Origin of the sequence: Archangium sp. Cb G35, from assembly GCF_001896145.1 — a bacterium.
GTDB lineage: Bacteria > Myxococcota > Myxococcia > Myxococcales > Myxococcaceae > Archangium > Archangium violaceum.
Genome location: NZ_MPOI01000032.1, coordinates 1 through 26,494 on the forward strand (window position 1 = coordinate 1; position 26,494 = coordinate 26,494).

The following is a 26,494-nucleotide window of genomic DNA, read 5'->3' on the forward strand; positions in this document are numbered from 1 at the left end:
CAGCAGGCAGGTGCGCGAGCAGTTGCCGCGCCTGGCTCGACGGGGACTGACGCTCTACTACCTGCCGGCGTATGCGCCTGAGCTCAACGAGGTCGAGGCGGTGTTTCAAGTCCTCAAGCAGTACGAGATGCCCGAGCGCAGCTACCACACCCTGGCGCAGCTGCTCGCCGCCATCCGGCGGGCGCTGGCCAGCTACAGCCAGCGCCTCCACCGACGTGGACAGAAACCGTGTCCAGGGGCTTAGTGCCACTGTCGGACACCCGGCCCTCGGCGCTGGAGAGGCAAGTGCGCGAGGCGTACGAGGCGCTGCTGGGCGCTCCCCTGGTTGGGCTACCGGGCTCGTTGGAGAGTGCCAGGTGGTTTCAGGCGCTGAAACTCTCGCCGCGCTACATGGGAGTGGGCGTGAGAGAGGCGGCGCTGGAGCTGTTCGGCTCACCCGCCGTCCTGCTGTCGGTGGGCACGTCCATGGTGCTGTACATGGTGGCGTGGGCAGCGCGGGAGCCCCTCTTCTCCAAGGCGTTCGCGGCGGCGGTGACGATGGGGCTGCTGCTGACGTACAGCGCGGCGGAACTCTACAACGTAGGGCTGGCGTGCCTGACGCTATACCGGGAGGCGGAAGGCGCGAAGACAAGGGAGAAGTTGGAGGCGGTGGCCGAGCGCTTCGGCAAGGCACTGGGAGGAGTAGGGCTGAGGGTGCTGGTGACAGTGGCGGGGGCGAAGCTGGCGCGAGGGTTGCCGGAGGTGCCGAAGGGAGGGCTGTGGGCGAGTCTGTCACCGCCGCGCTTCTCCATGGCGGGAGGCGGTGTGAAGGGCGGTTTGAGTGTGGGAGCGGGGACGAGGGCTCAGGTGAGCGTGGCGGACGGGACGGTGGTGCTGATGGGGGTAACAGCGGGCACGACGGCCGCGGCGGTGACGTCGGCGGCGAGCGCGGCGCGGACGTCGGGGGCGTGTGCGGAGTCGGGGCAGGACGGCCACCATCGCCACCACCTGTGCACCAACAAGAATGACATCTCGGAGAACAATGGCGGTCCCTGGACGCCCCGGTTCGAGACGCTCTTCGAACTAGCGGGGATGAGCCTGGAGGACCCGGCGAACATCGTCTACCTGCGAGACCACAAGGGACCCCATCCCGAGGCGTATCACAGTAGGATTTTCGAGCGGTTGAGGGCGGCGCTTGGAACCTGTAGGACCCGCGCCGAATGTCGAGCGAAGCTCGTGGATGAGCTCGACAGGATTGCAGGGGAAGTCTGTACGCCGGGCTCCACACTCAACAAGCTGGCCACGAGGAATCCATGACAGTGCAAGGAAGATATTTCAAATTATATGATGATATGTCCATCCGGGGGCGCTGGGACTTGAGATTTCCTCTCTTCAAGGATGGAGGGGACTCGGGCTCGCGTGAGGACGACGATGAGCGCGAGTTGTTCGACACCTGGAGATTCAACGAAGGGCGGGTCCTGGAACTCGAGAGGCCGATCCGCTTGACCATGAAGCCGGCAGGCCTCGCGCTCGAATTCAGTGAGGCCATGGGGACTCCCATCGTTCATCGGCGGGTGGTCTCACTCTTCGAGCGTCTGGGGCTCCAGAAGGAGGTGCAGTTCATCCCGGTGGAAGTGGAGGGACAGACGGAGCCCTGGTTCATCTTCAATGCCTTGCGAATCATCCGGTGCATCGACGATGCCCGGTGTGAAGAGGTGCTCTATTGGCAGCCGGAGGACAACCGCCCGGACAAGGTGGGCCAGTACCGCGACGTCGCGGGGCTGCGGGTGGACCCGGAGAAGATAGGAGATGCCCACATCTTCCGCCCCTGGGGGTGGAAGGTCGTCCTCATCGTCTCCGAGTACGTCAAGCAAGCGATGGAGGCCGAGGGCATCACCGGCATCAAATTCCTCGAAGTCTGAGCCGTCCGGTCCTCGTCCCGTCACCCCGCGGGGCTGGCGCCGGGCGGCTCGGGGGTCTCCGTCTCCGGGGGCAGCACGTAGGGCTCCAATGTGTCGCGGTACTCGCGCACCAGGGCCTCGGGCGCGTGCACCTTCCGGCCCGTGAGCATCGTCTGCAGCATCATCGCGTTGGCCACGCCCTTGCCCCTCACGTGGTTGTTGGTCACCACGTACACGTCACCCACCCGCGGGTGCTCCGCTATCTCCTTCGTCCGCTCGGCCCACGGCTTCAGCTCCTTCGCCGGATACAGGTAGTCGTAGCGCTCCATCGCGCTCGCCGTCTGGCGGAACCAGTTGCGGTAGTTGCGCCCGTGCACCCGCACGTACCCCACCGGCGACGTCACCCGCGCGCTCGGGCCTATCGAATCGTGAAAGAGCGGCTGGTCGATGTTCACGAATCCCACGCCCCGCTCGGCCAGCTCCGTGAACACGTCCGGCACGTTCCACGACTCGTGCCTCACCTCCAGCACCAGCGGCCAGCCGGAGAACGTCGTCACCAGCTCGTCCAGCCAGTCCCGGTTCTCCTCCGTGTTGCGGAACGACCAGGGGAACTGCATCAGCACCGCTCCCAGCTTCCCCGCCTCGTGGAGGGTATCCAGCCCCTCGCGCGTCTGGCGTACGTCGTCCGCCGTCCACACCGCGTCCCGCTCGTGCGTGAAGCGCTTCCACAGCTTCGCGGTGAAGCGGAAGTCCCGGTTGAACTCCGTGCGCTTCACCCACAGCTCCGCGTTGCGGCGGCTGATGGGCCCGTAGAAGCTGGTGTTCAGCTCCAGTGCGTCGAAGTACCCCGCCAGAAACGCGAGTGGATCGAACCCTCTCGGCTTCGGTTTCGGGTACACCACTCCCGCCCAGTCGTCGTAGCTCCATCCCGCGGGGCCGATGCGAATCACGCACACACCTCCAGCTGCCAACCATGGGAATCGCTCCGCCGCGCCGCAGCACGTGCCCGCTCGGCTGCCTGGCCGGGTTCCCCTGGCGTGTAGCGTCCGTGACTCCAGGTATGCGTCCGAGGGCCTTCCGCAAAGGCTGCGCGCCCGCCAGGGGTCTTCCGCAAAGGCTGCATCCCCGGCCTGCGCCAACCCCCTGTTTTCCCGTGAGCGGAGCGTTGGCGCCCCGTATGCAATGGAGAGTGGTCGTCACGACGGCTCCAACGGGAGCCCATCACGAGGCGCGAAGATGAAGCGAAACCTGCAGATCACCTTCCGTGGCATGAATCCCAGCGATGCTCTCTCGGAGCACATCCGCGACAACGCGGACAAGCTCGAGCAGTTCTTCGACGGCATCACTGGCTGCCACGTGGTGGTGGAGGAGCCGCACCGGCATCAGCAGCAGGGCAAGCATTTCCACGTCCGCCTGGACCTGCACGTCCCCGGCAAGAACATCGTGGTCGACCGCGAGCACGGTGACAGGGTCTCGCACGAGGACGCCTACCAGGCCGTGAACGATGCCTTCGATGCCGCCCGGCGCCAGTTGCAGCACTACGCCGAGGGTCTTCGCGCCCACCGTTGAAGTCCGTCGTGGCGCTCAGGGAGGTCCGCCGTACGTGGGGTCATCGCCCGGGACGAAGTTCTTGCCGTGGATGTCGTAGGTGCACTCGAGCCGCGAGCCATCCTCGAACCGGGCGTCGAACTTCCCCTCGAGGTGGTTGGCGTCCGCGAACCTGACGGAGAACGTGCCCCCGCTCAGCAGGGGCGCATCCGCGGGCGCTTGGAGCTTCCAGATGGAGACCGCGCCATCCTGGGGCTTCCGCTGGGACCACTCGTCCTCGGACAGGCCGAGGGGAATGTCCGTCATGTCCTGCTCCGCTGGGAGCTTGACCTCGGCGATGAGCCGCAGCGCGTTGTCTCCGTAGAAGAGCTGGAGGCGCGCCGCCCGGACTTGCGCGGTCTCGCTCCTGGGATGGAAGGCCGTGGGCACGATGGTGAGCATGCTGTCACCGCCGAGCTCTCCCTGGATGGGGGTGCCGCCCACGGTGCCCTCGCACCGTCCTTGGGGCCCGCACCCGGTGAGCAGCGCGGCACCGAGCAGACATGGGAGGAAGCGAACCATTCGGACACTCCAATCGTCAGGGCAGTGAGGGGTCGTCACAGGGGCGGACCTCGACGGGTCCGAGCACGGGGCCGCCGTCGGGGTTCTTGCACACGGGGCACACGCCGCCCCGCGGCCAACGCTGCGTGGGCGAGCCATCGCTGCTCCTCACGGCGCCGGTGGAGAGCAGCCCGTCGTAGCCGGTGGCGAGCTCCACCGTCGTGGTGGTGTTGCCCAGCAGTCCGCTGAGCACCAGCTTGCCGTCCCGCTCTTCCCAGCGGCCCCGTGCGTCGTCCATGGTGTCGCAGCCGCGCATGGACCAGCGCACCACGCCTCCCGGTTCGATGGAGAGGTTGTAGGCATCCGCCTTTCCCTCCCAGTGGAACACCCCTTCGTACCCCTGGGGTGGGGGCGTAGCGTCCCCGCCGCACCCCGTGCCCACCAGGAGGGCGGCGGCCAGCGGACTCCAGACTCCTCGCATTCGAGACACGCTTCTGCTTCCTCCATCGAAGTGGCAGTGGCCTCGTGACAGCAATCCCCACGCCACCCGGGGGCCGTGGCGCACGGCCCGGAAGACGCGGACTTGCCCTGGCTCCCGGTGGACACCCTCTCCGTCATTCGTGGGGGGGGCCCTCGGTTTTCCGTCGTCCTCACGCCGGGGTGGGCGTGGCCACGGCCAGCGCGGACCTCACCGCGCGGAGCAGCGCCTCCAGGGAGAAGGGTTTGCGCAGGAAGCCCTGGACGGGTTGCCCTTTCAGGGCCTCGCGGCCGCAGGAGGTCACGACGAGCACCGCCGTGGCCGGGGCGTCCCTCCGCAGGGTCCTGAGCACCTCGAGGCCGTCCACCAGGGGCAGCATCAAGTCGAGCAGCACCAGGTCCAACTGCTCGCGCCCGATGGTGTCGAGGGCATCCATTCCGTTGTGGGCGGTGAGCACCTGGTGGCCCTCGCCCTCGATGATGTCCCGGAGGGAGTCCGTGAGGACTTCTTCGTCCTCGACGATGAGGATGCGGCTCATTTGCGCCCTCCCGGTTTGCGCGAGCGCCGCTTCAGGGCCTGGAGCAGCTTCGGGGTCTTCTTCGTGGCTTTTGGCGCGGTGGGAATGCCCCGGGAGGGTTGGGGCGGCTCGGGGGGGCCGGCGCTCTCGTGCGTGGAGTGCTGCCGGTGGGTGGGCAGGCCGGTCAACATCCCCTCGAGGGCGGCGTAGGCCTGCTGTACCTGGAGGCCCTTGCTGGAGATGACGAACTCGCGCAGGAAGGGATCGTTGTCGCTGTCGCGCATCTTCAGGACGGACAGCAGGCGGCGCAGCCGGCCATTGAGCTCGACGAAGCGCAGGAAGATGAGGTTGTCGAAGATGGCCTCCGCGCCCTTGATGGGGGAGTGGAGGTCCGGCCCGAAGAGGGTGTTGGTCTGTTCGGTGATGACGGAGGTGATGTGTTTGTCGCGCAGGGCGTTGAGGAGCGCGGAGAGGAAGCGCGTGGTGCGCTCGGGATCGATGGCCTCCTTGGCGAAGGGCTCCAGCCCGTCGATGAAGACGCGCCGGTAATGGTGCTGGGAGACCATGTCCATCAACTCCTGGACCATGGCGTCGGGGAGCGTTTCCACGGGAGCGCGGGCCTCGAGGCGGATGAGGCCGCGTTTCATGTAGGGCGCCAGGTCCAGTCCCACGCTCTTCGTCTTGCGCATCAGCGTCTCGCCACTCTCCGCGAAGCCGAAGTACAGGCCCGGCTCCCCATTCCTGGCGCCCTCGGCCAGGTAGTGCAGGCCCAGGAGTGTCTTGCCACTGCCGGGACTGCCGAGCAGCAGGGTGGAGGAGAAGGAGACCACGCCTCCCTGGCACATGGCGTCCAGGCTGGGAACGCCGAAGCGCAGGCGCACGCTCGCGTCGGGGATGACCTCGGGCGTCTTGCGGTACACCGCCTCCCAGCGCGGGTAGATGCTCACCCCGCGCTCGTTGATGAGGAAGGTGTGCCGGCCGGGGATGTTGTTGCTGCCGCGGAACTTGAGGATCTCCAGGCCGCGGATGGCCTTGAGCCCGAGCAGCTCCGCGCTCAGGGCGAGGATGCCGTCGACCATGGCGTACTCGACGTCCATCGCCTTGTTCGTCTCGGTGCTCAGCAGCAGCGCGGTGCAGTCCGTCAGCCCGCAGAGCACCGACAGGCCCTGGAGGAACTCGCGCAGTTCCAGCGGGGACGCGGAGTGCTCGCGCACCAGGGTGAAGCCGTCGATCACCAGGACCTTGATGTGTTTCTCGCGCACCGTGCGCGTGAGCAGCTCCAGCAGTCCGTGGGGCCCCTTGTCCTTCAGCGCCGAGGTGCCGCTGAGGTAGAAGACGCGCTCGCCCACGAAGTCGGGCCGGAAGAACCGCAGCGAGCGCAGGTGCAGCATCATGCGCGCGTGCGTCTCGGCGAGCAGGGTGACGTAGAGGGTGCGGTCGCCCCGCTCGGCCACGGAGAAGCAGAACTGGTTGCCGAGCGTCGTCTTGCCGGAGCCGGGTGGGCCCGTGACGATATAGGTGCCCCCGCGCAGCCAGCCGCCCGCGAGAATCTGGTCGAGGTAGGGAGTGCCACTGGAGATCCTGGGGACTTCTTCCTGTGGCGACTCCTGCTTCTCCTCGCTACCACCCATGAAGGGTCTCCCTTGAGTGCACCGCTCGTCCCTCCGAAGGGTGTGCATCTGGAGACGAAACGCGGGGTGAGGCGCCGCTCCGCCGCCCGCCCTGCTCACGGCCAGCCAGGCGAAATCCCTCGAAGTCGAGCGCGGGTTGTGGAGGAGTGGAGAGCACCCATGGGTGAGACGAGCACACGGGAGACGCAGGCCCAGGTCTGTCACCGCTGCCTGATGCGGCTGGAGACGAGCGCCGGAGGCGTGGACCTGCCGCGCCGCATCCGCGCCACGCTCGCCGAGCGGGGCGAGGCCGTGCGTGTGGAGCTCACGGGGTGTCTGGGGTGGTGCCCCGTGGGGCGCGTGAGTGTTCAGCTCCGGTGCGCGGGAGCGTTCTTGGATGTGGTGTTGCTCGACCCGGCGAGGGATGGGGCGGAATTACTCACACACCTTCCGTGCCCATCCACGGAAACGCCGTAGTCCGGGTGTCCAGGGGTTTTCGCCTGTGAGGGATTTGGCTGCGTCCAGCGCAGAACTTTCTCGCGCTGTAATCGCTCGGAAGTGAAAGGAAACACTCGCACCGCGGGGCGTGAATCCTGGCTGGGGTCTCGGACGTCATTAGGTTGAGCCACAAGCTGGCCCAACGTCGGGTCAGCGGGGGCTGGTAGGAGGGCGTGTGGACGGGAACCATTCGAACGTCGAGGGCCATCTTCTTTCTCGGGCGGGTAGTGGGGCGCAGCCCCCGCGGCTCTCGCCTCCTTCCGGCGAGACGGCACCGGCCAGCGTCCAGTCGGCCCTGAGCGAGGTGCGCCCGGATGACCTGGACGCCATCTTCGACGGCGCGCTCTTCGGGCCGCCGGAGCTGGAGACGTCCGCCGAGGTGTCCGAGGCCAGTGGGGACGTGGCCACGCCCGTGCCCGTGGGCGCCATGGACTGGTACGCCGAGCGGCACGGCAAGCCCGCGGGTCCGTACCGTCTCGAGCGGCTGCGCGAGCTGTGGCACCAGGGCAAGCTCAGCCCCGACACCCTCTTCTGGTGCGAGGCGTGGAGCAACTGGCGGCCGCTGTCGAGCGTTCCGGAGCTCGTGGCCTCGCTGACCATCTCGGGGCTGCCCACGGTGGCCGCGGACGCGTCGGTCTCCACGGCCCCGGCGCGCGAGAAGGAGTCCGGTTCCGGGAAGCAGGTCGTCTCCGCGCTGCACTCGCTCGTCGAGGAAGAGGAGGTGTGGCTGCGGAAGATGAAGGAGGAGAAGGAGCAGGCGAAGGAGGAGGCGCGCTCGGCGATGCTCGACGTGCCGACCGCGCCCGAGGTGGCTCCTGCTCCTGCTCCCGTGCCCGTGCCCGTCGTGCAGCCGGTGGTGGCTCCGATGGCGATGACGGGGCTGATGGCGCCGGTTCCGGTCCAGCCCATGGCTCCGCCCGTCGTTCCCGGCATGATGGCCGCGCCCCCCGCGCCCGAGCCCGCTCAGCGGGGGAAGGGGGTCCTGGCCGGCGTGCTCATCGGCTCGGCGGCCGTGGGCATCGTCGCGGGGGCGCTGTTCCTGCTGACCCAGAACCGTGGCGCTCCGGAGCAGGTGGCTCCCCGGCAGGAGGCTCCCGCCGTGGCTCCGGCTGTCGCGCCCGTGCCCGCTCCCGTCGTGGTGGCTCCGGTGACGCAGGCTCCGGCTCCGGCTCCGGTGGCTCCGGCTCCGGTGGCGCAGCAGGCTCCGGCCCCGGTGGCTCCGGCTCCCGTGACGTCGGCCCCGGTGGCACAGACTCCGGCCCCGGCGGTGCGGCCCACGACGCCCGCGCCCGCCGCCGTGACGCCCACGCCCGAGAAGCAGGCGGTGAAGTCCGTCACTCCGGCGCCGCAGCCCGAGAAGCCCAAGCCCGTCGTCGTGGCTCAGGCTGCCCCGGACGTGCGCATGCCGCGTGCCGTCGAGCCGGCTCCGCGGAGCAACCCGCAGCCGCAGCCGCCTCCCGCGCCCACCGCACCGGTGAAGGCGAAGGCCGTGGATCCCCTCGACTTCGACGATGCGGTCGACAAGAAGTTCGAGGAGGAGCTCGGCTTGTCCGAGAGCGCGCCGAAGTTCAAGCCGGAGGATCCGCGCTCGAAGCGCAACGTCTATATCCCGCCCGAGCCGGGCAGGGACCTGCCCGAGTCCCTCTCCACCTCGGACGTGGTGCAGGTGGTGGGCTCGCACAAGGACGCCATCCTCGCCTGCATCGAGACGCACTCGCCCGCGCGGACGTCGGACTCGGGCAAGGATCGGTTCGTGGTGCGCTGGCGCGTGCTGCCCACGGGTGATGCCGTGGATGCCCTCATGGAGACGGAGGCCCTCAAGGGCACGCCGTTCGCCCGCTGCATCGAGGGCCAGGTGCGCTCGTGGAAGTTCCCACAGCACCGCGTGCAGAGCCGCGAGCCCGTGCGCTTCCCGTTCACCTACTGAGCGGGCTCAGCGCGCGGCCAGCCGGGCGGCCTTGAGCAGCGCCTCCACCATGGGGACGCTGCTCGCCGTGCCCGTCCCGGCCAGGCTGTACGCCGTGCCATGGTCCGGCGACGTGCGCGGCACCGGCAACCCGAGCGTCACGTTCACCGTGCGCTCGAAGTCCAGCGCCTTGGCCGGGATGAGGCCCTGATCGTGGTACATCGCGAGCACCGCGTCGTACGGGAAGTCCGCCACCCGCGCGAACAGCCCGTCCGCCGCCAGCGGCCCGTGCGCGTCCACCCGCAGCTTGCGGGCCTGCTTGATGGCCGGCGTGAGCACCTCCACCTCCTCGCGCCCCAGCAGCCCGCCCTCGCCCGCGTGCGGGTTGAAGCTCAGCACGCCAATCCGGGGCGCGCGGCCCACCACCGGCTTCAGGCTCCGGGACAGGAGCTGCAACTGGCCCACCAGCCGCTCCACCGTCAGCATCCGCGAGACGTCCACCAGTGGCACGTGGTTCGTCGCCAGCGCCACCCGCACCCGCGGGCCGTCCATGAGCATCATCACCTCACGGCCGAACGCCTCCGCCAGCACCTCCGTGTGCCCCATGAAGGGAATGCCCGCGCGGGAGATCTGCTCCTTCGACACCGGCGCCGTGCACAGCGCGTCCACCTTGCCGGCTCGCGCCGCCTCGATGGCCGCCTGGATGTAGCCGTACTGGGCCTTGCCTCCCGCCCGCGTCGGCTTGCCCGGGACCCGGTCCTTCCCGGGCAGCTCCGTCACCACGCAGACCGTGGGCCCCGTGGCGCGCTCGAGTGTGCCGGGCGTGGTGCGTGTGTATTTCTTGAAGGCGGGGAAGCGCTCCAGCGCCGGCCCGTCTCCGAAGACCACGGGAATCAGCGCCTGGCGCACCTTGGGCTTCGACAGCGCCGACGCGGTGACTTCCGGGCCGATCCCGGAGACGTCTCCCAGTGAGATGCCTACGACGGGACGCTCGTTCACGCGAGTCTCGCTCCAGGACCCGTGGCACCCTCACCCCGTCCCTCTCCCGGGGGGAGAGGGGTTGTTGGCGGGGGAGGGATGGCTTGGGGCGGTGGGTGCTTCAGATCTTCTCTTCGACCGAGGCCTTCTGACGCAGCTCCTGGACGTACTGCTCCACGAACTTCTCCGTCTTCTGCATCTTCAGCCGGTTCTCCAACTCGCCCTTCACCTGCTCGAACGGGGCCACGTCCACCGCGCGCCGCTCCTCCACTTTCAGCACGTGCCAGCCGAACTGCGTGCGCACCGGCTCGCTCACCTCGCCCTCCTTCAGCGTGAAGGCCACCCGCTCGAAGGCCGGCACCATCACCCCGCGCCGGAAGAAGCCCAGGTCTCCTCCGTCCGAGGCGCTCGGGCCCTCGCTCTTCTTCTTCGCCAGCTCCGCGAAGTCCATGCCCGGCTTGCGCGCCTCCTCCGCCAGGGCCTGCGCCTTCTTGCGCGCCGCCTCCACCTGCTCCGGCGCCGCCTTCGCGTCCACCTGCACCAGGATGTGCCGCGCGTGCACCTCGGCGTCCCCGGACTCCAGCTTCGCGTACTGCGTGTACGCCGCCTTCAGGTCCTCCTCGGACACCTTCACCTTCGGCGTCACCTTCATCTGTACCAGCTTCATGCGCGACATCTGGTTGCGCAGGAAGTCCTTGTACGTCTTCACGGTGAAGCCCTCGCCCGACAGCAGGCGCTCGAAAGACGCCTCGTCCGTGACGTTGTTCTGCCGCTTCACGTCCGAGATGGCCGCCTCGAGCTCCGACTCCGTCGTCGCCAGGCCCAGCTCGCGGATTTCCGACTCCATCAGCTTCTCGCCGATGAGCGTGTTCAGCGACATCTTCAGCACCCGGGCCCGCTCCTCGGAGCGCTGCTTCGGATCCCTCACCGCCGAGTTCAGCCGCGCCAGCTCCGGCGCCGCGCGCTTCTCCACCTCGGACAGCGCGATGACGTCCCGGTTCACCACCGCCGCCACCCGGTCCACCAGCTCCGCCCGGGCCACCGCGCCATTCAGGAGCAGCGCCGCCACCATCGTCCCCATCAGCTTCTTCATGTGCTTTCTCTTTCCGTTTCCGTGTCGATGGGACGGCTGCTCACTGCTTCGCCGCCGCCTGCGTGGCGGGCCGTCCGCGGATGGCCTGGAGCGTGGCCTCGTTCACCCAGACCTGGGCCTTGGCCCTCTGCTCCTGCTCGTACGTCTCCTGCGCCTCCGCCCGCCGCTGCGCCAGCAGCTTCGCCTCCACCTGCTCCCGCACTTCCGTGAACTCCAGCTTGCGCCCCGCCTTCTTCTCCAGCACCCGGAACAGGTGGTAGCCGTACTCCGTTTCCACCACGTCCGACACCTGGCCCGGCGACAGGTAGAAGACCACCTGGTCGAAGGCCGGCGGCATCTGTCCCCGGGGGAAGAAGCCCAGGTCGCCGCCCACCTTGGCGTCCGCGCTCAGCGAGTACTTGCGCGCCAGGTCGGCGAACTTCTTGCCCGACTTGAGCTGCGCCTGCACCCGCCGCGCCTCGTCGATGCCCTTCACGACAATCTGCGCGGCGCGCACCCGCTCGGGCTCGGAGAACTCCGTCTCGTGCGCCGCGTAGTACGCGCGCAGCTCCTCCTCCGTCACCGCCACGCGCGTGTACACGTGGTGGGTGAAGAGCTTCTCGATGGTGAGCCGCGCCGCCTCGCGCGCCTTGAGCTCCGCCATGGACAGCTGCCCCTGCGTCAGCACGTCGTTGAAGTTGCCCGCCGGGTAGTCACTCGACAGCCGCAACACGCCCCGGTCCACCTCCTCGGGGCTCACGGTGATGTTGTGCGTCCGGGCCTCCTGCAGCAGCACCATGCGGGAGATGAGCGTTTCCAGCAGCGCCCGCTTGTAGGGCTCCACGTCCTCCGGGGTGTGCTGGCCGGACTCGTTGGCGGAGGAGGCGAGCTCGCGCCCCAGCTCCTGCTCGAAGTCGGCGCGCGAGAGCACCTCGCCATTCACCGTGGCCACCACGTTGGTGTCCGGATCCTTCTTGTCCGTCTTGTTGCAGCCGGCCAGGCCCACGGCGAGCGCCAGGGCGGCGAGCAGCGGGGTGGCGCGGAAGGTCCGCGGCATCAGGGGGCTCCTGCGGGTCATGGGCGCTCCACGGGGGAGGAGGGAAGGGGGGCGGGGATGCTGCCGGGCGGCGGGCCACTCGGGGGCCGCATGGGGGTGCTCACGTCCACGTGCACCCGCGAGAGCGTCGCGGCGTCCACGTTGAAGCCGGAGCGGCGCTCCAGCCCGGCGAGCAGCTCCGCCCAGGCCCGGGTACGCTTCTCCTGCGAGAGGCGATTCTTGATCTGCTCGCGTACGTCCTCGAGCTTCAGGTTCAACGCGGCCTGGTGGCCGGTGAGCTGCAGCAGGTGCAGCCCCGCGTCCGTGCGCACCACGCCGCTGAGCGTGCCCGGGCCGCTGGCCAGCAGTCCCCGCGCGGCTTCCGCCACCTCGGGCCCGAAGTCCCGCCCGAGCTCCTCGAGCGAGCGGTAGCGCAGATCTCCATCCAGCGGCTGCGTGCGGGGCTCCTCGCTGTGCGCGCGGGCCAGCCGGCCAAAGGCGGTGAAGTCCTTGGGGGGCAGCGCCTTCGCCTCGGCGAGCAGCTTCTCCGCCTTCGCGCGCGCCGTCTCCTGGCGGGCCGCGTCCGTCCGGGGCGCCGCGAGGAAGACATGCGAGAGCCGCACCTGCTCCGGCCGCACGTAGTCTTCCTGGTGGCTCTGGTACCAGGCGGCCACCTCTGCGTCGGAGACGGGGGGCTTCGCCTCGTCGAGCTGGGCGCGCATCAGCCGGGACACCAGCGCGCGCTTGGTGCTGGCCACCACCTCGGGGTCGTTCTGCAGCCCGCGGGCGAGCGCCTCCTGTACCAGCAACTCGAAGCGGACCAGGCCCTCCACGTACTCGCGCTTCTGCTCCAGCGTCTGGTAGCGCTCGCGCAGCGCGGGGCTCATCTCCTCCAGGCGCTGCTTCAGCTCCTCGGCGGACACCCCGTCCTCCTTCCAGGCGGCCACGGGCGTGCTCACCGGGGCGCGGGTGTGGCGGAAGTCCACCACGGCATGGCCCGGCGCGGGGCCACGCTCGCAGCCCGCGAGGGCCAGCAGGGCGAGGGACAGGAAGCGGGAGACAGGAGACATAGAACGCGAGCCCGTGGGGTAGCACGCCGGGGGGGAGCGGACAACCGGACATCCCCCCGGGGCCTTCCTACGCCCGGGTCGCGTGCGCGGACAGGAACGCCTCCACCAGCGGGAAGATTTCGTCCGGTGCCCGACGCCCCAGCACCAGGTCCGCGTGCCCGTAGTCCTCGGCGAAGCCATGGCCGCGCCCGGCCACCACCAGCTTCACCGGCCCGCCGAGGTACTCCTGCGCCCGCGCCACGGCGAGCGGGGGAGCGAGCAGGTCCTTGCTCCCCGCCAGCAGCATCACCGGCAGCTTCACCCCCGCCAGCGGCTTGCGGTAGCACGTGCCGTCCACCATGCAGAAGGAGTCGGTGGCAATCCAGTGGGCGAACTGGCGCACCACGCCGCCGTAGATGTCCGCGGGCACGTTGGCCAGGGCCTTGCGCACCACGTCCTGCTCCATGTTGGAGGCCAACATCATGTAGCGGCTGAGCGGCCCCGGCGGCGCGCCGAACAGGGCGATGCCGGTAATCCGCCGGGTGGGAATCATCTTCAGCCGCAAGAGCGGCTCTATCTTCTGGATGAACGTCTTGAGGCCCGGCTGCACCGCGAAGGTGAAGGGGGCTCCAATGGACACCGCGGCCTTCACCGGCGCTTGCGGGTTGCGGGCCAGATGGCCGTACAGGGTGAGCCCTCCCTTGGAATGACCCACCCAGAGCACTTCCCTGGCCCCCGTGGACAGGACGGTTCGCAGGGCGGTGCGCACGTCGTGCTCGGCCTGATCATCGAAGGAGGCGTCGCCGCACGGGCCCGCCAGCCCCCGGCCGCGCAGTTCCATTACCCACGTTTCGTAGCCCGCCCGGGCCAGGTAGCGCGCCAGGCTGTAGTGCTCGTCGAAGTCCATGTGGAAGCGGTTGGCCCCCAGTCCATGGCAGAGGATGACCGGCTCCGCGTAGCGACGCTGCTCCCTCGGGTGGTAGCGCCCCAGGGCAATGGCGGCCCCATCGTCGGTGGGCACCCGGTACAGCTCGTCGGGCTTGAAGGGCAACGTGAGCAACCCTTCTCCGTCGCGATTTACCGCTCGGGAGAAAATATCCGCCATCCGCGTGAGCCTGGGCCCGTTTCGATTCGTCACGACTGGAATCTAATGCCCTGCGGGACGGATGCCGTGTTGAAAAACCCACGGACCCACATGTCGGCAGAGCGGTTGCAAAGCTCCACAGTCGTTAATGCCGGGAGGCGAGTGGATGCGGCAAAAGCCGACTGTTGCGGAAAAGTTGTCCTCGATCGAAGTCGCCCTGGTTCCCACGGATACTCTCCTGCATGCCCTGCGAGTGATGGAGCGGCGGGGAACCTCCCTGCTGCCGGTGGTGGGGGAGCAGGGCGGGCTGGTGGGGCTCGTCAGCCGGGCGCATGTGCTGGCCGGGTGGAAGGTGGACCCGTTGCTGCCGGTGGCGCTGGTGATGGCGGCGTACGAGGGGCGGCCGGGCGGTGGGTACCTGGCTCCCTGGTGAGGAGACGGGCAGGCGAAGCGGGTGTCCGGACGGAGGGGCGCGTGCGCTATGCTGCCGCGCCGCCGTGCTGGACACCTGGACCGTCTACATGGTGCGCTGCCGGGATGGGACGCTCTACACCGGCGCCACCAACAACCTCGAACGCCGCGTGGCCACCCACAACAAGGGCCGGGGCGCCGCCTACACCCGCGCCCGCCTGCCGGTGACGCTCGTCTGGAGCGAGCCGGCGGCCGACCGGGGGGCCGCCCTCCGCCGCGAGGCCGCCCTGAAGCGCCTTTCACGTGCCGAGAAACTCCGCCTCGTCGGCCGGGTGCGCCTCTGACCCGGGATGGGTTCCGTTTGACCCCATTTTGTGAGAGTGTTCTTCACTGAACTCTCCAATCTCCAGGAATCCCGGGGAATCGGTACGGACATGGCGCAGCGGCACGAAGGAGCACCCCGGGAGGGCTCGGGGGACATGCCAGGGGCTGAGGAGCTGGCGCTGCGAGACGAGCAGCGCCTTCTCTACATGCTGGCGCTCACGTGTCTGCCGCTCTGGCTGGTGGACTCGCTGTCGGTGGGGAGGCCGGCGTGGGACACGCTGGCACTGCGGCTGGGGTGGGCGGGGCTGACGGGGGCGATGGGCTGGGCGCTGCGGTGGGTGGAGCGGCCCTCCCGCCGCCGGGGCATGAGGATGGTGGCGGGGATGGTGGTGCCCAACGTCTTCCTGGGGCTGGTGGTGTACCGGCTGGGCGGGACGGGCAATCCGCTCTTCCATTGGTTCTTCATGATGCCGCTGATGACGCTCTCGGTGTCGCGGGGCGAGCTGTGGCAGGGGGCGTTGAGCACGCTGCTGCCGATGGGGGTGGCGGGCACGTTGATGGGGTTGGAGGGGATGGCGCTGGTGCCGATGGTGTCGCGGCTGCTGCTGTTGCTGGGGGCGGGGGCGGTGGGGATGCAGATGAGCGTCTTCTACCGGAGGATGCGGCGGGCGCAGGCGAGGGCGGAGGGAGATCAGCGGGCGGTGCAGGAGGCGCTGGAGGAGTCCAACGCGCGGGCGCTGCAGGCCGAGCGGCTGGCGCAGGTGGGGCGGCTGGCGGCGGGCGTGGCGCACGAGGTGAAGAACCCGCTGGCGTACGTGCAGGCCAATCTGCGCTTCCTGTTGGAGGAGTGGCGGCAGCCGGCGTCGGGCACCAACGACACCGAGTACACCGAGGCCCTGCAGGAGACGATGCAGGGGGTGGAGCGCATCCATCAAATCGTGAAGGACCTGACGGCGCTGTCGCGGGCGGAGGGGGCGGTGGAGGGGGTGGGGCGGTGCGAGCTGGTGCCGGTGGTGGACGCGAGCGTGAGGCTGGCGTCGGTGCGGCTGAAGTCGCTGGTGAAGCTGGCGGTGGAGGTGCCGCCGGAGGCGGTGGCGAGGGCGGAGCCGCGGCGGCTGGGGCAGGTGTTGCTGAACCTGCTGTTGAACGCGGCGGACGCCATCGAGGACGCGAGGGTGCAGGACGGGCGGGTGGCGGTGCGCGCGGAGGTGGTGGGGGAGCGGGTGCGGGTGATGGTGGAGGACAACGGGCCGGGAATCGCGGCGGAGCATCTGCCGAGGCTCTTCACGACCTTCTTCACGACGAAGGAGCCGGGGAAGGGGACGGGGCTGGGGCTGGCGCTGTCGCGCCAGTACGTGGAGTCCTTCGGGGGCACGCTGCGCGCGGAGAACCGCCCGGAGGGCGGCGCGCGTTTCATCGTGGAATTGCCGGGGGCGTGACGCCTTCTCCCTCTGCCTCTGGGAGAGGGCTGGGGTGAGGGTCTCCGTCCCGGGTGCTCAGGCGGCGGGACCGGGCTGGGCCGGCGGAGCCGGGGTGGTGGGCGGCTGCTGGGCCTGCTTCTGCTTCTTCGAGCGCGACACCACGAAGACGATGCCCAGGATGAAGAAGGCGCCCGCGCCGGTGAGCGTGCCGATCACCTGGTAGCGCAGCAGGTCCGCGGTGATGCCCTGGATGACCTTGGGCAGGTCGCACACCGTCTGCGCCCCCAGCGGCGCCGTGTTGTACCACTCGAGGAAACTGGGGCCGATCCACGAGGCCGTGGCCAGCCCCAGGAAGGCTCCCAAGAGGATGAAGGTGAGCAGCGTCTTCAGTGTGGCCATCGTCCGGGCACCTCGGTGAGGAGACGTGGGAGCGTCCTTTAGCACGCAATCTGCGCACGGAGGCCACCCCGAGGCACCGGCCGTGCTATCTGAGGGTCGTGCCGCTCCTCCCTCTCGCCGCCCTGTTCGGGGTCATCACGCTCGTCTGCGCCGCCTTCCTGCTCGTCCACGCGTTCCGCCGGAGCCTCGGGACGGGGATGATGGTGCTCCTGGTGCCCTGCTACGTGCTCGTGTACGCCTTCAGCCAGTTCGAGCACCCGCGCAAGAACCTCATCCTCGCCGGTTTCTTCGGCAGCAGCGTGCTCGCCGCCGTCTTCCTCGGCCTGGGCGCCCACGCGGTGGAGCAGGTGATACTGCGTCCGCCCCCGCCGCCCATCTTCTGACCCGGTGCGAGGCGAGCCCGTGGCCTCCGCACCGGACCAGCCCGCCTTGACCAGCCCTCGCTGCCCCACGCACCAGCGGGCCGCGGTCGCCACCTGTGTCCGTTGTGGCACCTTCCTGTGTGGCGAGTGCACCGAGCTGCTCGGCGAGTCCTCCTACTGCGTCTCCTGCTTCGCCTTCGTCCGCGAGCACGGCACCGTCTCCCGGGCGCTCAAGTTGACGCTCGGCCTGGGCATCTTCGCCCTGCTGACCGTGCCGCTCGCCATGCTCCTGCCGGTGAGCGTGGTGGTGGACGTGGGCCAGGCCACCCTCGTCGTCCCCATCCTGCGGCGCCTGCCCGTGCTCAATGGCATCGCCGCGGGGCTCGGTTTCTGGCTGTCCTCCCGCGAGCTGCGCCGTCTGGAGCGCGTGGAGTCCGCCTCGTCCGTGCGCTCGTGGGCCCGGTGGACGCGCGGGCTGTCCTGGCTCAACCTCGCCTGCGTCCTGGTCCAGGTCTTCCTCGTGCTCCGGCTCGTGCTGGGCTTCTTCGCCGCCGGCCGGAGCTGAGGCGTCCCCGGTCCGTCCTCAGACGCCGCGCTCGTTCGGCTCCCAGATGTACTTGTGCATCTGGAGCTGGAAGCGCACCGGTAGCCGGTCCGCGATGATCCACTCGGCCAGCTCCTTCGTCGTCAGCTTGCCGAAGATGGTGGAGAAGAGCAGCCCATACGGCTTCTCCAGCAGCCGGTGCTCGGCGATGAGCTTCTTGGACCACTCGTAGTCCTCGCGGCTGCCGATGACGAACTTGAGCTCGTCATTGGCGTTCATCGACGTGAGGTTCCGGTAGTCGTTCCGCTCGCACTCGCCCGAGGACGGCGTCTTCATGTCCACGATTTTGTGGACCGCTGGAGGCACCAGCCGCACGTCGATGGCGCCGCTCGTCTCCAGCAGCACGGTGAGGCCGGAGGCCAGCAGCTCCTCCATGAGCGGGTACACGCCGGGCTGAAGCAGGGGCTCGCCACCCGTCACCTCCACCCGGGGCGCGCCGAGCTCCTTCACCCGGGCCACCACCTCCGGAATCTTCATGCGCGTGCCGCCGTGGAAGGCGAACTCGCTGTCGCAGTAGGTGCAGCGCAGGTGGCAGCCGGTGAGCCGTACGAAGGAGCAGAGCAGCCCCGCGTGCGAGGACTCGCCCTGCACCGAGAGGTAGAACTCCTTGACCACCACCGAGTCAGCGGTGGGAACACGACGGGGCTCGATGTGGGGACGCGCGACGGGCATGAGGGGATCCGGGGGGCCTCGCTTCAATCCCACCCTGGCGGTGGATGCAAGTTCGGAGTCCCCCTGCGCCTCAACCGCCCAACATCCCTGGGGAATTTCCAGGAGCCCGCCCGCCCTCGCGGCGAGCGAGCCTCCGGTGCACGGGTCTCAGGCCGGGGTGTTTCGTGCCTTCACCTGGGCGATGAAGGTGTCGATGAGCTGCCGGGCGATGCTCAAGCGCGGAGGGAGCTGCGGGAGGTTGTCGGGGGTGAACCAGGCCGCCTCGGCGATCTCCTGGCCGTCCACCTGGATTTCTCCCCCGGCGTACTCGGCGGTGAAGCCCAGCATGAGCGAGCGGCCGAAGGGCCACGGCTGGCTGCCGAAGTAGCGGAGGTTCTTCAGGTCCACCCCGACTTCCTCCTTCACTTCGCGCACCACCGTCTCCTCAAGCGACTCGCCGACGTCGACGAAGCCGGCCAGGGTGCTGAAGAAGGCGCCGGGGAAGTTGGCGTTGCGCGCGAGCAGCATGGAATCCCCCCGGGTGACGAGCATGATGACGGCGGGGGAAATGCGCGGGTAGTAGGGCGTGCGGCAGACGGGGCAGCGGCGCGAGCGCTCGCCGGGGACGAGCACCGTGGGCTGGCCATCGCGGCCGCAGAAGCGGTGGGTGGCGTCCCACTCGGCGATGGCGAGCGCCCGGCCGGCGACGCCGAAGAGGGACTCGTCCAGGCGGTTGAAGAGGCCGCGCGCGGGGACGAGCTTCATGCCCTCGGGAGGCGAGATGTCCTTGGGGAAGGCGGCGGCGTAGCAGTCCACGTCCCCGAGGGTGCCGAGGAAGTGCGCCCCGGTGGCGAGCTCGGGGAGCTCCGCGCAGGAGGGGATGCGCACGGTGTCGTCGCGCTCGGCGACGAGCAGCTCCAGGCCGTGAGCGGCGAAGAGCAGGGCGGTGTCACGCGGGCGCGCGGGGACTTCGTGTCCGGGGATGAATCGGGGAGGGCTCACGTGCGGCACCTTAGCGGGAGCGGGTGCGCGGGGGCAGGGACTCGCGGGCGGGGGAGTCGCCTCCTGGATGTCCGTGGTGTGTGGGAGACAGCGCGGCGATGACACATGGATGCGGGTCACCGCCAGCCAGTGCTAGGAACGGAGGGATGATGCGCACTTCGCTCCTGATGGCTGTGTTGTGTGTCTCCGTTGGCTGTGCCCGTGCTCCCACCGTGCCCGTCCGCTACGTGGTGAGCAGCGCCGAGGCCCCCACCTTCCGCATTTCCCAGGGCAAGGGGACGGCCATCCTGCTCACCAACGAGGAGACCGGGGCCCGTGCGGCCTCGATGGGAGTGCTGGAGCTCCAGGCGGGAGCAGGGGTGCCCGAGCACATCCACGCGGACAGTGTGGAGATGCTCTACGTGGAGGAGGGTGGGGCGGAGATGACCATCGAGGGCCAGGCGATGACCGTGAAGCCGGGCGATGCCGTCTACATCCCCGCGGGGGTCCGTCATTCGGCCCGTATTCCCGAGGGAGCTCCGAGCTTCCGGGCCGTGCAGGTGTACGTGGGCCCGGGCCCCGAGGCACGTTTCCGCCAGGGTGAGCCCGTGAAGTAATACCCCCTCTCCCCTCGGGAGAGGGTCAGGGTGAGGGTGCCCGAACCCGTTCTTCAGCCCGTGGCTCACAGTGTGGACAGCGGGTTCAACCCGTGGCCCGTGGCACCCTCACCCCGTCCCTCTCCCGGAGGGCGAGGGGAAATGGGCACGGTGAGCAGCTCCTGTTGTCCCCGAGGGCATCAGTGGGCAGCAGCGGCGGGCTCGCGGAACTGCCGGTGGTACAGCTCCGCGTACAGACCGTTACGCGCCATCAGCTCCTCGTGCGTACCGCGCTCCGTGATGCGTCCGGAATCAATGACGAGGATGAGGTCCGCGCTCCGGATGGTGCTCAGCCGGTGCGCGATGACCACGCTCGTCCTTCCCGCCAGCAGTGTGGAGAGTGCGCGCTGGATGAGTGCCTCCGTCCTCGTGTCGATGTTCGCCGTCGCCTCGTCGAGGATGAGCACCCGCGGCTCGGCGATGACCGCCCGCGCGAACGCCAGCAATTGCCGCTGCCCCTGGCTCAGCGTGGCGCCTCCCTCTCCGAGCACCGAGTCATAACCCTTCGGCAGCGCGGCGATGAACTCGTGCGCATGCACCGTGCGGGCGGCTTGCTCTATCTCCTCGCGGCTCGCGCCTGGCCGGCCGTAGCCGATGTTCTCCGCGATGGTGCCGGAGAACAGGAAGGGCTCCTGGATCACCGTCGCCATCTGCCGCCGCAGGCTCGCCCGCTTCACGCGCCTGACATCCTCCCCATCCAGCCGCACCACGCCCTCCGTGGTGTCGTAGAAGCGCGGAATGAGGTTGGCCACCGTCGTCTTCCCGGCGCCCGTGCGGCCCACCAACGCCACCGTCTGTCCGGGTGCCACCTCGAAGCTCACGTCCCGGAGCACCGGGTGATCCGCGTCGTAGGCGAAGGACACCTGCTCGAACGTGATGCGCCCCTGGGCCCGCCCCAGCTCCAGCGCGTCCGGCGTGTCGGCGGGCTCGCGAGGCTCGTCCAGGATGGAATAGATGCGCTCCGCGCCGGCGAGCGCCGACTGCATCAGCGTGTACGTCGAGGCAGCCAGTTGCACCGGCCGGAAGAACTGCTGCGCGTAGATGAGGAACGCCGCCACCAGGCCCACGGTCAACTGCCCCTGGAGCACCAGGTGGCCGCCGTAGCCGATGACGAGCGCCGTGGAGAGCGTGGCGAGCACCTCGATGGCCGGGGAGAACGCGGAGGTGATGCCCACGGCGGCCACGTTGGCGTCGCGGTTGGCGGCGTTCCGGCCCCGGAAGCGCCGGATGTTCTCGTCCGTGCGGTTGAACGCCTGCGCCTGCCGGACGCCCACCAGCTCCTCCTGGAGCTCCGCCGTCACGCTGCCCACCGTCTGCCGCGTCTTGCGGTAGGCCTTTCGAGCCCTCGCGGCGAAGAACCACGTGGTGAGCAGCATCGCCGGAATGAGCGTGAAGCACGCCAGCGCCAGACGCACGTTGAGCGCCAGCATGGCCACCAGCACGCCCACCAGCCCCAGCATCGAGCCCAGCAGCTGGGTCAGCCCCTGCGCGAAGAACTGGTTGAGCGTGTCCACGTCACTGAGCAGCCGGCTCATCAAATCCCCGATGGGCCGCTTGTCGAAGTACGAGAGTGGCAGTGCCTGGAGCTGCTCGAAGAGCCGGGTGCGCATCGAGGAGAGCACCTGCTGGCCGGCCGCCCCCACGCGCCACGTCTGCCCCCGCGAGGCCACCGCGCCCCCGAGGTACACGGCGAACAGCAGCAGCATGGTGCGCAGCAGGGCCGCCGCGTCCCCGCTCCCGATGTCGTGGTCGATGGCCCGGCTCACCAGATACGGCCCGATGGCCTGCGCCAGCGCGCTCACGATGACCAGACCCAGCGCCACCAGCAGCGTGCCACGGTGGGGCCGCAGCTCCATCAGCAGCCGGCGAGCCACCGCTCCACGGTTGGCGGCGCGCTGGACCTCCAGTTCCGCCATCGACTCGAGACTTCCAGGCCGCCTCATGCCGCCTCCGGGGTACCGGCCTGCAACTGCGTGCCGAGGATCTCGTTGTAGAGCGGGCTCGATGCGAGCAACTGCTCATGGGTTCCCTGCGCCACCACCCGGCCCTCGTCCAGCACCAGGATGAGGTCCGCGTCGCGCACCGTGCTGATGCGCTGGGCGATGACGAGCGCCGTGCGATGCGTGCCGCGCATCAGCCGGTCGAGCGCGTCCTGGATGGCGGCCTCCGTCCCCGCGTCCACCGCCGAGGTGCTGTCATCGAGGATGAGCAGGCGCGGATCCGTCAGCAGGGCCCGGGCGATCGCCAGCCGCTGGCGCTGGCCACCCGACAGCCCCACGCCCCGCTCGCCCACCACCGTGTCATAACCCCGTGGCAGCCCGGCGATGAACTCCGCCGCCTGGGCCGCCTCGGCCGCCGCGTGAATCTGCTCCTGGGTCGCGTCCGGACGGCCATAGGCGATGTTCTCGCGCACCGTCCCGGAGAAGAGCAGGGCATCCTGCAACACCACGCCGATCTGCGAGCGCAGGCTGGAGAGCGTCACCTCGCGCACGTCGTGCCCGTCCAGCAGCACCGTGCCTCCCGTCACGTCGTAGAAGCGGGGAATCAGGTTGATGATCGTGCTCTTCCCCGAGCCCGTCGTCCCCAGGATGGCCACGAGCTGTCCTGGCTCGGCCACGAAGCTCACCCCGCGGAGGATCTCCCGCTCGCCGCCCGCGTAGCGGAAGCGCACGTCGCGCAGCTCCACCCGTCCCTGGATGGGCGGCAGCGTCCGGGCTCCCGGCTTGTCGGCCACCTCCACCTGGGTGTCGAGCAACTCGAACACGCGCAGCGCGGACGCACCGGCACGGGAAATCTGCGCCGCGATGAAGCCCAGCGTCATGAGCGGCATGAGCAGGAAGCCCAGGTAGCTGTTGAACGCGAGCAGCTCGCCGAGCGTCAGCCGCTGGCGGAAGATCAGCAGGCCTCCCACGCCCACCACCACGAGCGTGCCGAGGTTGGCGAAGAAGCCCACGAAGGGGAAGTTGGTGGAGATGGCGCCGATGATTCCCAGGTTGTGGCCGAGCAGCTCGTCGTTGATCTTCCGGTAGCGAGCGGCCTCGCGTTCCTCGCCGGAGAACGCGCGCACCACGCGGATGCCGCGCAGATCCTCCTGGAGCACGGTGTTGAGCTGGCCCAGCGTCATCTGCACCCGGCCGAACAGCGGACCCATCCTGCTCACGAAGTTCCGGAGCAACCAGAGGATGGGCGCGATGGACGCCAGTGCCACCACCGCGAGCACGGGGTTGAGGCTGAGCAGCAGCGCCGCGCAGCCCACCAGCATGACGCACGAGGCCGCGAGCTGCACCACGCCGGAGCCAACGAACGTGCGCACCTGCTCGACGTCGTTGGTGAGCCTCGTGAGGAGCTGGCCGGTCTGCGCCTGGTCGTAGTAGCTGAAGCTCAGCCGCTGGATGCGTGCGAAGAGCGCGTCGCGCAGATCGAAGGCGACGCCCTGCGACACACGCTCGGCCAGGTAGCCCTGGAGGAAGTTGAAGAGCCCGCGCCCCAGCGCGATGGCCACCAGTCCCCCCACGGCCTGGAGCACCGTGGCGCTGTCGCTCCGGGCGATGCCTCCGTCGATGGCCAGCCGCACCAGTTGGGGCGCCGCGAGGTTGGCGGCGGATACGAGCAGCAGCGCCACCAGCGCGCCCGCGGTCTCCAACTTGTACCGGCCCAGATACCCGAGCGCCCGCCAGATGGCCTTCCCGCTGCCCGGGGGCGGCTGCGGTCTTCGTCCGTGTTCCATGTCCGGGCAGACGTAGCGGACCGGACCCCGGGCCGCAATGTCCTCGCGGAGAAGTGACGGAGTGCTTGACGCTGCCCGAGGGGGACGCTCGGATGCGCCCCCATGACCGAGCTGCTCACCCGCGCCGAAGCGTCGAACTACAAGGAAACCTCACGTCACGCCGATGTGCTCGCCTTCGTTGACGAGCTCTGCCGCCGCACGAAGCTCGCGAAGCGCGTCGACTTCGGCCAGAGCGGCGAGGGCCAGCCGCTGGCCGCCCTCATCGTCAGCGATCGCAACTGCTTCACCCCCGAGCTCGCCCGCAGGCAGAAGAAGCTCGTGGTGATGATCGAGGCCAACATCCACGCCGGTGAGGTCGAGGGCAAGGAGTCCGTCCTCGCGCTCGCCCGGGATTTGACGCTCACCAAGCTGGGCCAGAAGCTGCTCGACAAGCTCTGCCTCGTGCTGATTCCGGACTTCAACCCCGACGGCAACGACCGCATCAGCCCGAACAACCGCAAGCTGGACCTGCAGAACCTCGAGGGCCAGGTGAACCCCGAGGGTGGCGTGGGCATGCGCTACACGGGCGAGGGCTGGAACCTCAACCGCGACAGCACGAAGCAGGAGGCGCCCGAGACGCGTGCCCTCGCGAAGTTCTACCAGTCGTGGTGGCCCGACGTGTTCATCGACTGCCACACCACCGACGGCAGCATCCACGCCTTCGACCTCACCTATGACACGTCGCACTCGAACGAGCCGCTCTTCTCCGAGCTGCGCGAGTTCAACCGGGAGATGCTCGACCGCGTGGCCCAGGCCGTGAAGAAGCGCCATGGCTTCGACTGCTTCTGGTATGGCAACTACAAGGAGGAGGGCAATCCCGTCTCCGGCTGGCACACCTACCCCGCGCTCCCGCGCTTCGGCAGCCACTACCGCGGCCTGCTCGGCCGCATCGACGTGCTGCTCGAGACCTACAGCTACATCGACTTCCCGCGCCGCTGCGCGGTGATGCGGGCGTGGTTGCTCGAGCTGATCCGCGACGCCGCGAAGAACGCCAAGGCCTACCGCGCCATGACCCAGGCCGAGGAGGAGCGCATCCTCGCTCGCGGCGAGTCCCCCGATGTGCGGGAGCTCGTGGGCATCAACTACGGCGTCGCCACGCGCGACGACAAGGGCGCGCTCGCCTTCGAGTACCCCGCCTACGCGAAGCCCGATGACGTGGCCCACATCCTCGCCTTCGACGAGGCCAGCATCACCGCGCGCCGCTACCCGGGCAAGCGCCGGAAGGCGTACAAGATGCCGCACCACCGCACCTTCGTGCCCACGCAGGCGGTGAGCACCCCGGCCGCGTACCTCGCGCCGGCCGAGCTCGCCTCGCGCCTCGAGGGCCATGGCATCCTCTTCGAGCGGCTCGATGCTCCGCGGCGCTTCACCGTGGACAGCTACCGCGTGGCCCGGCGCGAGGAGACGTTCAGCCCGGATGTGGCCACCAACGTTCCGCCTCCCGGCCAGTCCGAGGTGCCGCTCAGCCAGAAGCCCAAGCCCGTGCGCTTCGAGACCGTGCTCACCGTGTCTCCCGAGCGCACCACGCGCGAGTTCCCCGCGGGTACCCTGCTCGTGCCCACCGCGCAGCGCACCGGCACCCTGGCCGTGTACCTGCTCGAGCCGCACTCCGACGACGGCTTCTGCCGCTGGCAGTTCCTCGACGGCCTCATCCAGGTGGGCGAGCTCTATCCCGTCCACCGCGTGGTGGGTTCCGCCGCCGCGCCGAAGAAGGCGGAGTGACGCGCGGCGTCTACTTCCCGGGCTTGTGAGGGGGCAGCTCCTCCGGCAGCGGTATCCGGACGAGCTTCAGCCCCTTCGGCCCGTGGTCGATGACGGTGAAGCCCTGGCCCGCCACCCGGAGGAGCTGGCCATCCTTCGCGGCTCCGCTCGCGAGCCACTCCTCCGCCTCCGCTCGCGTGGCGAACGTATGGGCGATCTGGATGCCCTCGCGTGCGGGGGTCGTGATTTTGCGAAAAAATTCGCGAAACTCTTCGAGTTTCTTGAGGTCATCCCGGACGTAGAGCAGCGCGGCCGCGCACACCCGAAGTGCCGCGTCCTCAGGTGTCCCCTCCGCATGCTGCCTGCTCAAGGTTTCCACGGTGCTGAGGACGGCATCGGCATCGAAGTTCTTGTCGTATTTCATCGCGAGTCCGGGAATGCCTAGAGGGCGAGGGGGGCGAGGATGAGTGCGCCGCTTCCGCCCGTGGCGATGATGAAGGCGGCTCCCGCGACGACCACGACGGTCCCGAGCGCGACCTCGGACTTGTGGGCCCGGATCCAGTCGCGCGCCTTGTCGAAGCTGGAAAACTCGAGCGGAGGGCGCTTCTTCGCCCGCTCCGCCTCTTCCTTCTCCTGCTCCTCGACGCACTGCATGTACTGCTTGCGGCACTCGCGCGTGCAGTGCTCGTAGTACCACTCGTTGTGTTCGACGTGCGGGTAGGGCTGCTTCGCGGACTCCCAGCACCGGGTGAAACACTGGTTCAGCTCGTCGTCGCAGCTGTGCCCGGCGCCCCCCGTCCCGAGCGCACTGCCGACTCCGCTCGCGTCCTTGTCGATGACGTAGGTCCGGGCGCTCAGGTCCTGAGCCGGCCGTGTGTGGCTGCAACCGGCGCAAGCCACCAGCGCGGCGCTCAGCAACGCCAGCAGCCTGTTACCCATCACGTCCGTGGAAAATGTCCCAACCATCCCTTAAAAATCCGCAGAAATCCCGAGTAATATCGGGGGTTTAGAGATGAAGGGGG

Annotated in this window: 30 protein-coding genes; 13 read left to right on the forward strand and 17 right to left on the reverse strand. The window is 69.2% G+C overall.

Annotated elements, in window-relative coordinates; genetic code table 11:
* The 3 genes from BO221_RS51845 to BO221_RS51855 all read left to right on the forward strand — a co-directional run.
* Positions 1-244: transposase (locus tag BO221_RS51845; RefSeq protein WP_198956357.1), on the forward strand; the 244-nt coding region annotated here is incomplete at its 5' end.
* The gene (locus tag BO221_RS51850) at positions 229-1,296 is read left to right on the forward strand and encodes an AHH domain-containing protein (protein WP_083682798.1); all 1,068 of its coding nucleotides are present in this window, start codon (positions 229-231) and stop codon (positions 1,294-1,296) included. The genes BO221_RS51845 and BO221_RS51850, both read left to right, overlap by 16 nt.
* Before the next feature lie 59 nt (positions 1,297-1,355).
* Positions 1,356-1,901, forward strand: a complete 546-nt coding sequence (locus BO221_RS51855) for an imm11 family protein (protein ID WP_233166658.1) — start codon at positions 1,356-1,358, stop codon at positions 1,899-1,901.
* Between the two features lie 20 nt (positions 1,902-1,921).
* Here the strand turns inward: BO221_RS51855 and BO221_RS51860 are convergent, their stop codons facing one another.
* A complete protein-coding gene (locus BO221_RS51860; RefSeq protein WP_073568368.1) occupies positions 1,922-2,830 on the reverse strand; it encodes a DUF72 domain-containing protein in 909 nt (302 codons plus the stop codon).
* A gap of 286 nt (positions 2,831-3,116) precedes the next feature.
* Here BO221_RS51860 and BO221_RS51865 point away from each other — a divergent pair, with 286 nt between their 5' ends.
* Positions 3,117-3,449 carry an HPF/RaiA family ribosome-associated protein gene (locus BO221_RS51865; protein WP_073568369.1) on the forward strand — a complete coding sequence of 111 codons (333 nt, stop codon included), beginning with the start codon at positions 3,117-3,119 and terminating at the stop codon, positions 3,447-3,449.
* Between the two features lie 15 nt (positions 3,450-3,464).
* On the opposite strand, the gene BO221_RS51870 is transcribed toward BO221_RS51865, so the two are convergent.
* The 4 genes from BO221_RS51870 to BO221_RS51885 form a co-directional block, all read right to left on the reverse strand.
* Positions 3,465-3,989, reverse strand: a complete 525-nt coding sequence (locus tag BO221_RS51870) for a hypothetical protein (protein WP_073568370.1) — start codon at positions 3,987-3,989, stop codon at positions 3,465-3,467.
* A gap of 16 nt (positions 3,990-4,005) precedes the next feature.
* A complete protein-coding gene (locus BO221_RS51875; protein ID WP_143196193.1) occupies positions 4,006-4,458 on the reverse strand; it encodes a hypothetical protein in 453 nt (150 codons plus the stop codon).
* A 160-nt stretch (positions 4,459-4,618) separates the two neighbouring features.
* On the reverse strand, positions 4,619-4,984 hold the full coding sequence (locus BO221_RS51880; RefSeq protein WP_073568372.1) for a response regulator transcription factor: 366 nt from the start codon (positions 4,982-4,984) through the stop codon (positions 4,619-4,621).
* Positions 4,981-6,594 carry an ATPase domain-containing protein gene (locus BO221_RS51885; protein WP_073568373.1) on the reverse strand — a complete coding sequence of 538 codons (1,614 nt, stop codon included), beginning with the start codon at positions 6,592-6,594 and terminating at the stop codon, positions 4,981-4,983. Before BO221_RS51885 ends, BO221_RS51880 begins: the two co-directional genes overlap by 4 nt.
* A 159-nt stretch (positions 6,595-6,753) precedes the next feature.
* On the opposite strand from BO221_RS51885, the gene BO221_RS51890 reads away from it, so the two are divergent.
* Complete coding sequence (locus BO221_RS51890; RefSeq protein ID WP_073568374.1) at positions 6,754-7,050, forward strand: hypothetical protein; 297 nt, start codon at positions 6,754-6,756, stop codon at positions 7,048-7,050.
* 196 nt (positions 7,051-7,246) lie between these two features.
* Positions 7,247-8,998 (forward strand): GYF domain-containing protein, encoded by a 1,752-nt coding sequence (locus BO221_RS51895; RefSeq protein WP_073568375.1) that lies wholly within the window; start codon positions 7,247-7,249, stop codon positions 8,996-8,998.
* Between the two features lie 6 nt (positions 8,999-9,004).
* Here the strand turns inward: BO221_RS51895 and pdxA are convergent, their stop codons facing one another.
* From pdxA to BO221_RS51920, 5 genes are all read right to left on the reverse strand, one after another.
* Positions 9,005-9,976, reverse strand: a complete 972-nt coding sequence (gene pdxA, locus BO221_RS51900; protein WP_073568376.1) for a 4-hydroxythreonine-4-phosphate dehydrogenase PdxA — start codon at positions 9,974-9,976, stop codon at positions 9,005-9,007.
* Positions 9,977-10,076: 100 nt separating this feature from the next.
* On the reverse strand, positions 10,077-11,048 hold the full coding sequence (locus BO221_RS51905) for a peptidylprolyl isomerase (RefSeq protein ID WP_073568377.1): 972 nt from the start codon (positions 11,046-11,048) through the stop codon (positions 10,077-10,079).
* A 40-nt stretch (positions 11,049-11,088) separates the two neighbouring features.
* Complete coding sequence (locus BO221_RS51910; protein ID WP_083682800.1) at positions 11,089-12,084, reverse strand: peptidyl-prolyl cis-trans isomerase; 996 nt, start codon at positions 12,082-12,084, stop codon at positions 11,089-11,091.
* Between the two features lie 17 nt (positions 12,085-12,101).
* On the reverse strand, positions 12,102-13,133 hold the full coding sequence (locus tag BO221_RS51915) for a peptidyl-prolyl cis-trans isomerase (protein ID WP_073568379.1): 1,032 nt from the start codon (positions 13,131-13,133) through the stop codon (positions 12,102-12,104).
* Between the two features lie 67 nt (positions 13,134-13,200).
* The gene (locus BO221_RS51920) at positions 13,201-14,217 is read right to left on the reverse strand and encodes an alpha/beta fold hydrolase (protein ID WP_073568380.1); all 1,017 of its coding nucleotides are present in this window, start codon (positions 14,215-14,217) and stop codon (positions 13,201-13,203) included.
* 175 nt (positions 14,218-14,392) lie between these two features.
* Between BO221_RS51920 and BO221_RS51925 the strand changes: the two genes are divergently transcribed.
* The 3 genes from BO221_RS51925 (at position 14,393) to BO221_RS57210 (ending at position 16,370) form a co-directional block, all read left to right on the forward strand.
* On the forward strand, positions 14,393-14,629 hold the full coding sequence (locus BO221_RS51925) for a CBS domain-containing protein (RefSeq protein WP_073568381.1): 237 nt from the start codon (positions 14,393-14,395) through the stop codon (positions 14,627-14,629).
* A gap of 88 nt (positions 14,630-14,717) precedes the next feature.
* A complete protein-coding gene (locus tag BO221_RS51930; RefSeq protein ID WP_073568391.1) occupies positions 14,718-14,951 on the forward strand; it encodes a GIY-YIG nuclease family protein in 234 nt (77 codons plus the stop codon).
* Between the two features lie 135 nt (positions 14,952-15,086).
* The gene (locus tag BO221_RS57210) at positions 15,087-16,370 is read left to right on the forward strand and encodes a sensor histidine kinase (protein ID WP_158080069.1); all 1,284 of its coding nucleotides are present in this window, start codon (positions 15,087-15,089) and stop codon (positions 16,368-16,370) included.
* Between the two features lie 57 nt (positions 16,371-16,427).
* Here BO221_RS57210 and BO221_RS51940 read toward each other — a convergent pair whose 3' ends face one another.
* Positions 16,428-16,751, reverse strand: a complete 324-nt coding sequence (locus BO221_RS51940) for a hypothetical protein (RefSeq protein ID WP_073568383.1) — start codon at positions 16,749-16,751, stop codon at positions 16,428-16,430.
* A gap of 98 nt (positions 16,752-16,849) precedes the next feature.
* Between BO221_RS51940 and BO221_RS51945 the strand changes: the two genes are divergently transcribed.
* Both BO221_RS51945 and BO221_RS51950 read left to right on the forward strand, forming a co-directional pair.
* Positions 16,850-17,134 (forward strand): hypothetical protein, encoded by a 285-nt coding sequence (locus BO221_RS51945; protein WP_073568384.1) that lies wholly within the window; start codon positions 16,850-16,852, stop codon positions 17,132-17,134.
* 19 nt (positions 17,135-17,153) lie between these two features.
* On the forward strand, positions 17,154-17,678 hold the full coding sequence (locus tag BO221_RS51950) for a B-box zinc finger protein (RefSeq protein WP_073568385.1): 525 nt from the start codon (positions 17,154-17,156) through the stop codon (positions 17,676-17,678).
* Positions 17,679-17,696: 18 nt separating this feature from the next.
* Here BO221_RS51950 and BO221_RS51955 read toward each other — a convergent pair whose 3' ends face one another.
* Positions 17,697-18,389, reverse strand: a complete 693-nt coding sequence (locus BO221_RS51955) for a radical SAM protein (protein ID WP_073568386.1) — start codon at positions 18,387-18,389, stop codon at positions 17,697-17,699.
* A gap of 147 nt (positions 18,390-18,536) precedes the next feature.
* Positions 18,537-19,370 (reverse strand): NAD(+) diphosphatase, encoded by an 834-nt coding sequence (nudC, locus tag BO221_RS51960; protein WP_073568392.1) that lies wholly within the window; start codon positions 19,368-19,370, stop codon positions 18,537-18,539.
* A 146-nt stretch (positions 19,371-19,516) separates the two neighbouring features.
* Between nudC and BO221_RS51965 the strand changes: the two genes are divergently transcribed.
* Positions 19,517-19,966 (forward strand): cupin domain-containing protein, encoded by a 450-nt coding sequence (locus BO221_RS51965; RefSeq protein ID WP_233166659.1) that lies wholly within the window; start codon positions 19,517-19,519, stop codon positions 19,964-19,966.
* A gap of 179 nt (positions 19,967-20,145) precedes the next feature.
* Here the strand turns inward: BO221_RS51965 and BO221_RS51970 are convergent, their stop codons facing one another.
* Both BO221_RS51970 and BO221_RS51975 read right to left on the reverse strand, forming a co-directional pair.
* Positions 20,146-21,948 (reverse strand): ABC transporter ATP-binding protein, encoded by a 1,803-nt coding sequence (locus BO221_RS51970; RefSeq protein ID WP_083682802.1) that lies wholly within the window; start codon positions 21,946-21,948, stop codon positions 20,146-20,148.
* A complete protein-coding gene (locus BO221_RS51975; RefSeq protein ID WP_073568388.1) occupies positions 21,945-23,732 on the reverse strand; it encodes an ABC transporter ATP-binding protein in 1,788 nt (595 codons plus the stop codon). The genes BO221_RS51970 and BO221_RS51975 overlap by 4 nt, the downstream gene beginning before the upstream one ends.
* Positions 23,733-23,834: 102 nt before the next feature.
* Here BO221_RS51975 and BO221_RS51980 point away from each other — a divergent pair, with 102 nt between their 5' ends.
* Complete coding sequence (locus tag BO221_RS51980) at positions 23,835-25,493, forward strand: M14 family zinc carboxypeptidase (RefSeq protein ID WP_073568389.1); 1,659 nt, start codon at positions 23,835-23,837, stop codon at positions 25,491-25,493.
* 10 nt (positions 25,494-25,503) lie between these two features.
* On the opposite strand, the gene BO221_RS51985 is transcribed toward BO221_RS51980, so the two are convergent.
* Positions 25,504-25,896 carry a hypothetical protein gene (locus tag BO221_RS51985; RefSeq protein WP_073568390.1) on the reverse strand — a complete coding sequence of 131 codons (393 nt, stop codon included), beginning with the start codon at positions 25,894-25,896 and terminating at the stop codon, positions 25,504-25,506.
* Between the two features lie 17 nt (positions 25,897-25,913).
* Positions 25,914-26,438 carry a hypothetical protein gene (locus BO221_RS56990; protein WP_233166660.1) on the reverse strand — a complete coding sequence of 175 codons (525 nt, stop codon included), beginning with the start codon at positions 26,436-26,438 and terminating at the stop codon, positions 25,914-25,916.
* Positions 26,439-26,494 lie beyond the last annotated feature (56 nt).

Bases quoted from the DNA above. Each gene is read 5' to 3' on its own strand.
- BO221_RS51955 (WP_073568386.1), bottom strand. From the start codon at position 18,389: ATGCCCGTCGCGCGTCCCCACATCGAGCCCCGTCGTGTTCCCACCGCT.
- BO221_RS51930 (WP_073568391.1), top strand. From the start codon at position 14,718: ATGGTGCGCTGCCGGGATGGGACGCTCTACACCGGCGCCACCAACAAC.
- BO221_RS51890 (WP_073568374.1), top strand. From the start codon at position 6,754: ATGGGTGAGACGAGCACACGGGAGACGCAGGCCCAGGTCTGTCACCGC.
- BO221_RS51870 (WP_073568370.1), bottom strand. From the start codon at position 3,989: ATGGTTCGCTTCCTCCCATGTCTGCTCGGTGCCGCGCTGCTCACCGGG.
- BO221_RS51905 (WP_073568377.1), bottom strand. From the start codon at position 11,048: ATGAAGAAGCTGATGGGGACGATGGTGGCGGCGCTGCTCCTGAATGGC.
- BO221_RS51985 (WP_073568390.1), bottom strand. From the start codon at position 25,896: ATGAAATACGACAAGAACTTCGATGCCGATGCCGTCCTCAGCACCGTG.
- BO221_RS51920 (WP_073568380.1), bottom strand. From the start codon at position 14,217: ATGGCGGATATTTTCTCCCGAGCGGTAAATCGCGACGGAGAAGGGTTG.
- BO221_RS57210 (WP_158080069.1), top strand. From the start codon at position 15,087: ATGCCAGGGGCTGAGGAGCTGGCGCTGCGAGACGAGCAGCGCCTTCTC.
- BO221_RS51915 (WP_073568379.1), bottom strand. From the start codon at position 13,133: ATGTCTCCTGTCTCCCGCTTCCTGTCCCTCGCCCTGCTGGCCCTCGCG.
- BO221_RS51880 (WP_073568372.1), bottom strand. From the start codon at position 4,984: ATGAGCCGCATCCTCATCGTCGAGGACGAAGAAGTCCTCACGGACTCC.
- BO221_RS56990 (WP_233166660.1), bottom strand. From the start codon at position 26,438: ATGGTTGGGACATTTTCCACGGACGTGATGGGTAACAGGCTGCTGGCG.
- BO221_RS51885 (WP_073568373.1), bottom strand. From the start codon at position 6,594: ATGGGTGGTAGCGAGGAGAAGCAGGAGTCGCCACAGGAAGAAGTCCCC.
- BO221_RS51965 (WP_233166659.1), top strand. From the start codon at position 19,517: ATGATGCGCACTTCGCTCCTGATGGCTGTGTTGTGTGTCTCCGTTGGC.
- BO221_RS51975 (WP_073568388.1), bottom strand. From the start codon at position 23,732: ATGGAACACGGACGAAGACCGCAGCCGCCCCCGGGCAGCGGGAAGGCC.
- BO221_RS51980 (WP_073568389.1), top strand. From the start codon at position 23,835: ATGACCGAGCTGCTCACCCGCGCCGAAGCGTCGAACTACAAGGAAACC.
- BO221_RS51865 (WP_073568369.1), top strand. From the start codon at position 3,117: ATGAAGCGAAACCTGCAGATCACCTTCCGTGGCATGAATCCCAGCGAT.
- BO221_RS51910 (WP_083682800.1), bottom strand. From the start codon at position 12,084: ATGCCGCGGACCTTCCGCGCCACCCCGCTGCTCGCCGCCCTGGCGCTC.
- BO221_RS51970 (WP_083682802.1), bottom strand. From the start codon at position 21,948: ATGAGGCGGCCTGGAAGTCTCGAGTCGATGGCGGAACTGGAGGTCCAG.
- BO221_RS51940 (WP_073568383.1), bottom strand. From the start codon at position 16,751: ATGGCCACACTGAAGACGCTGCTCACCTTCATCCTCTTGGGAGCCTTC.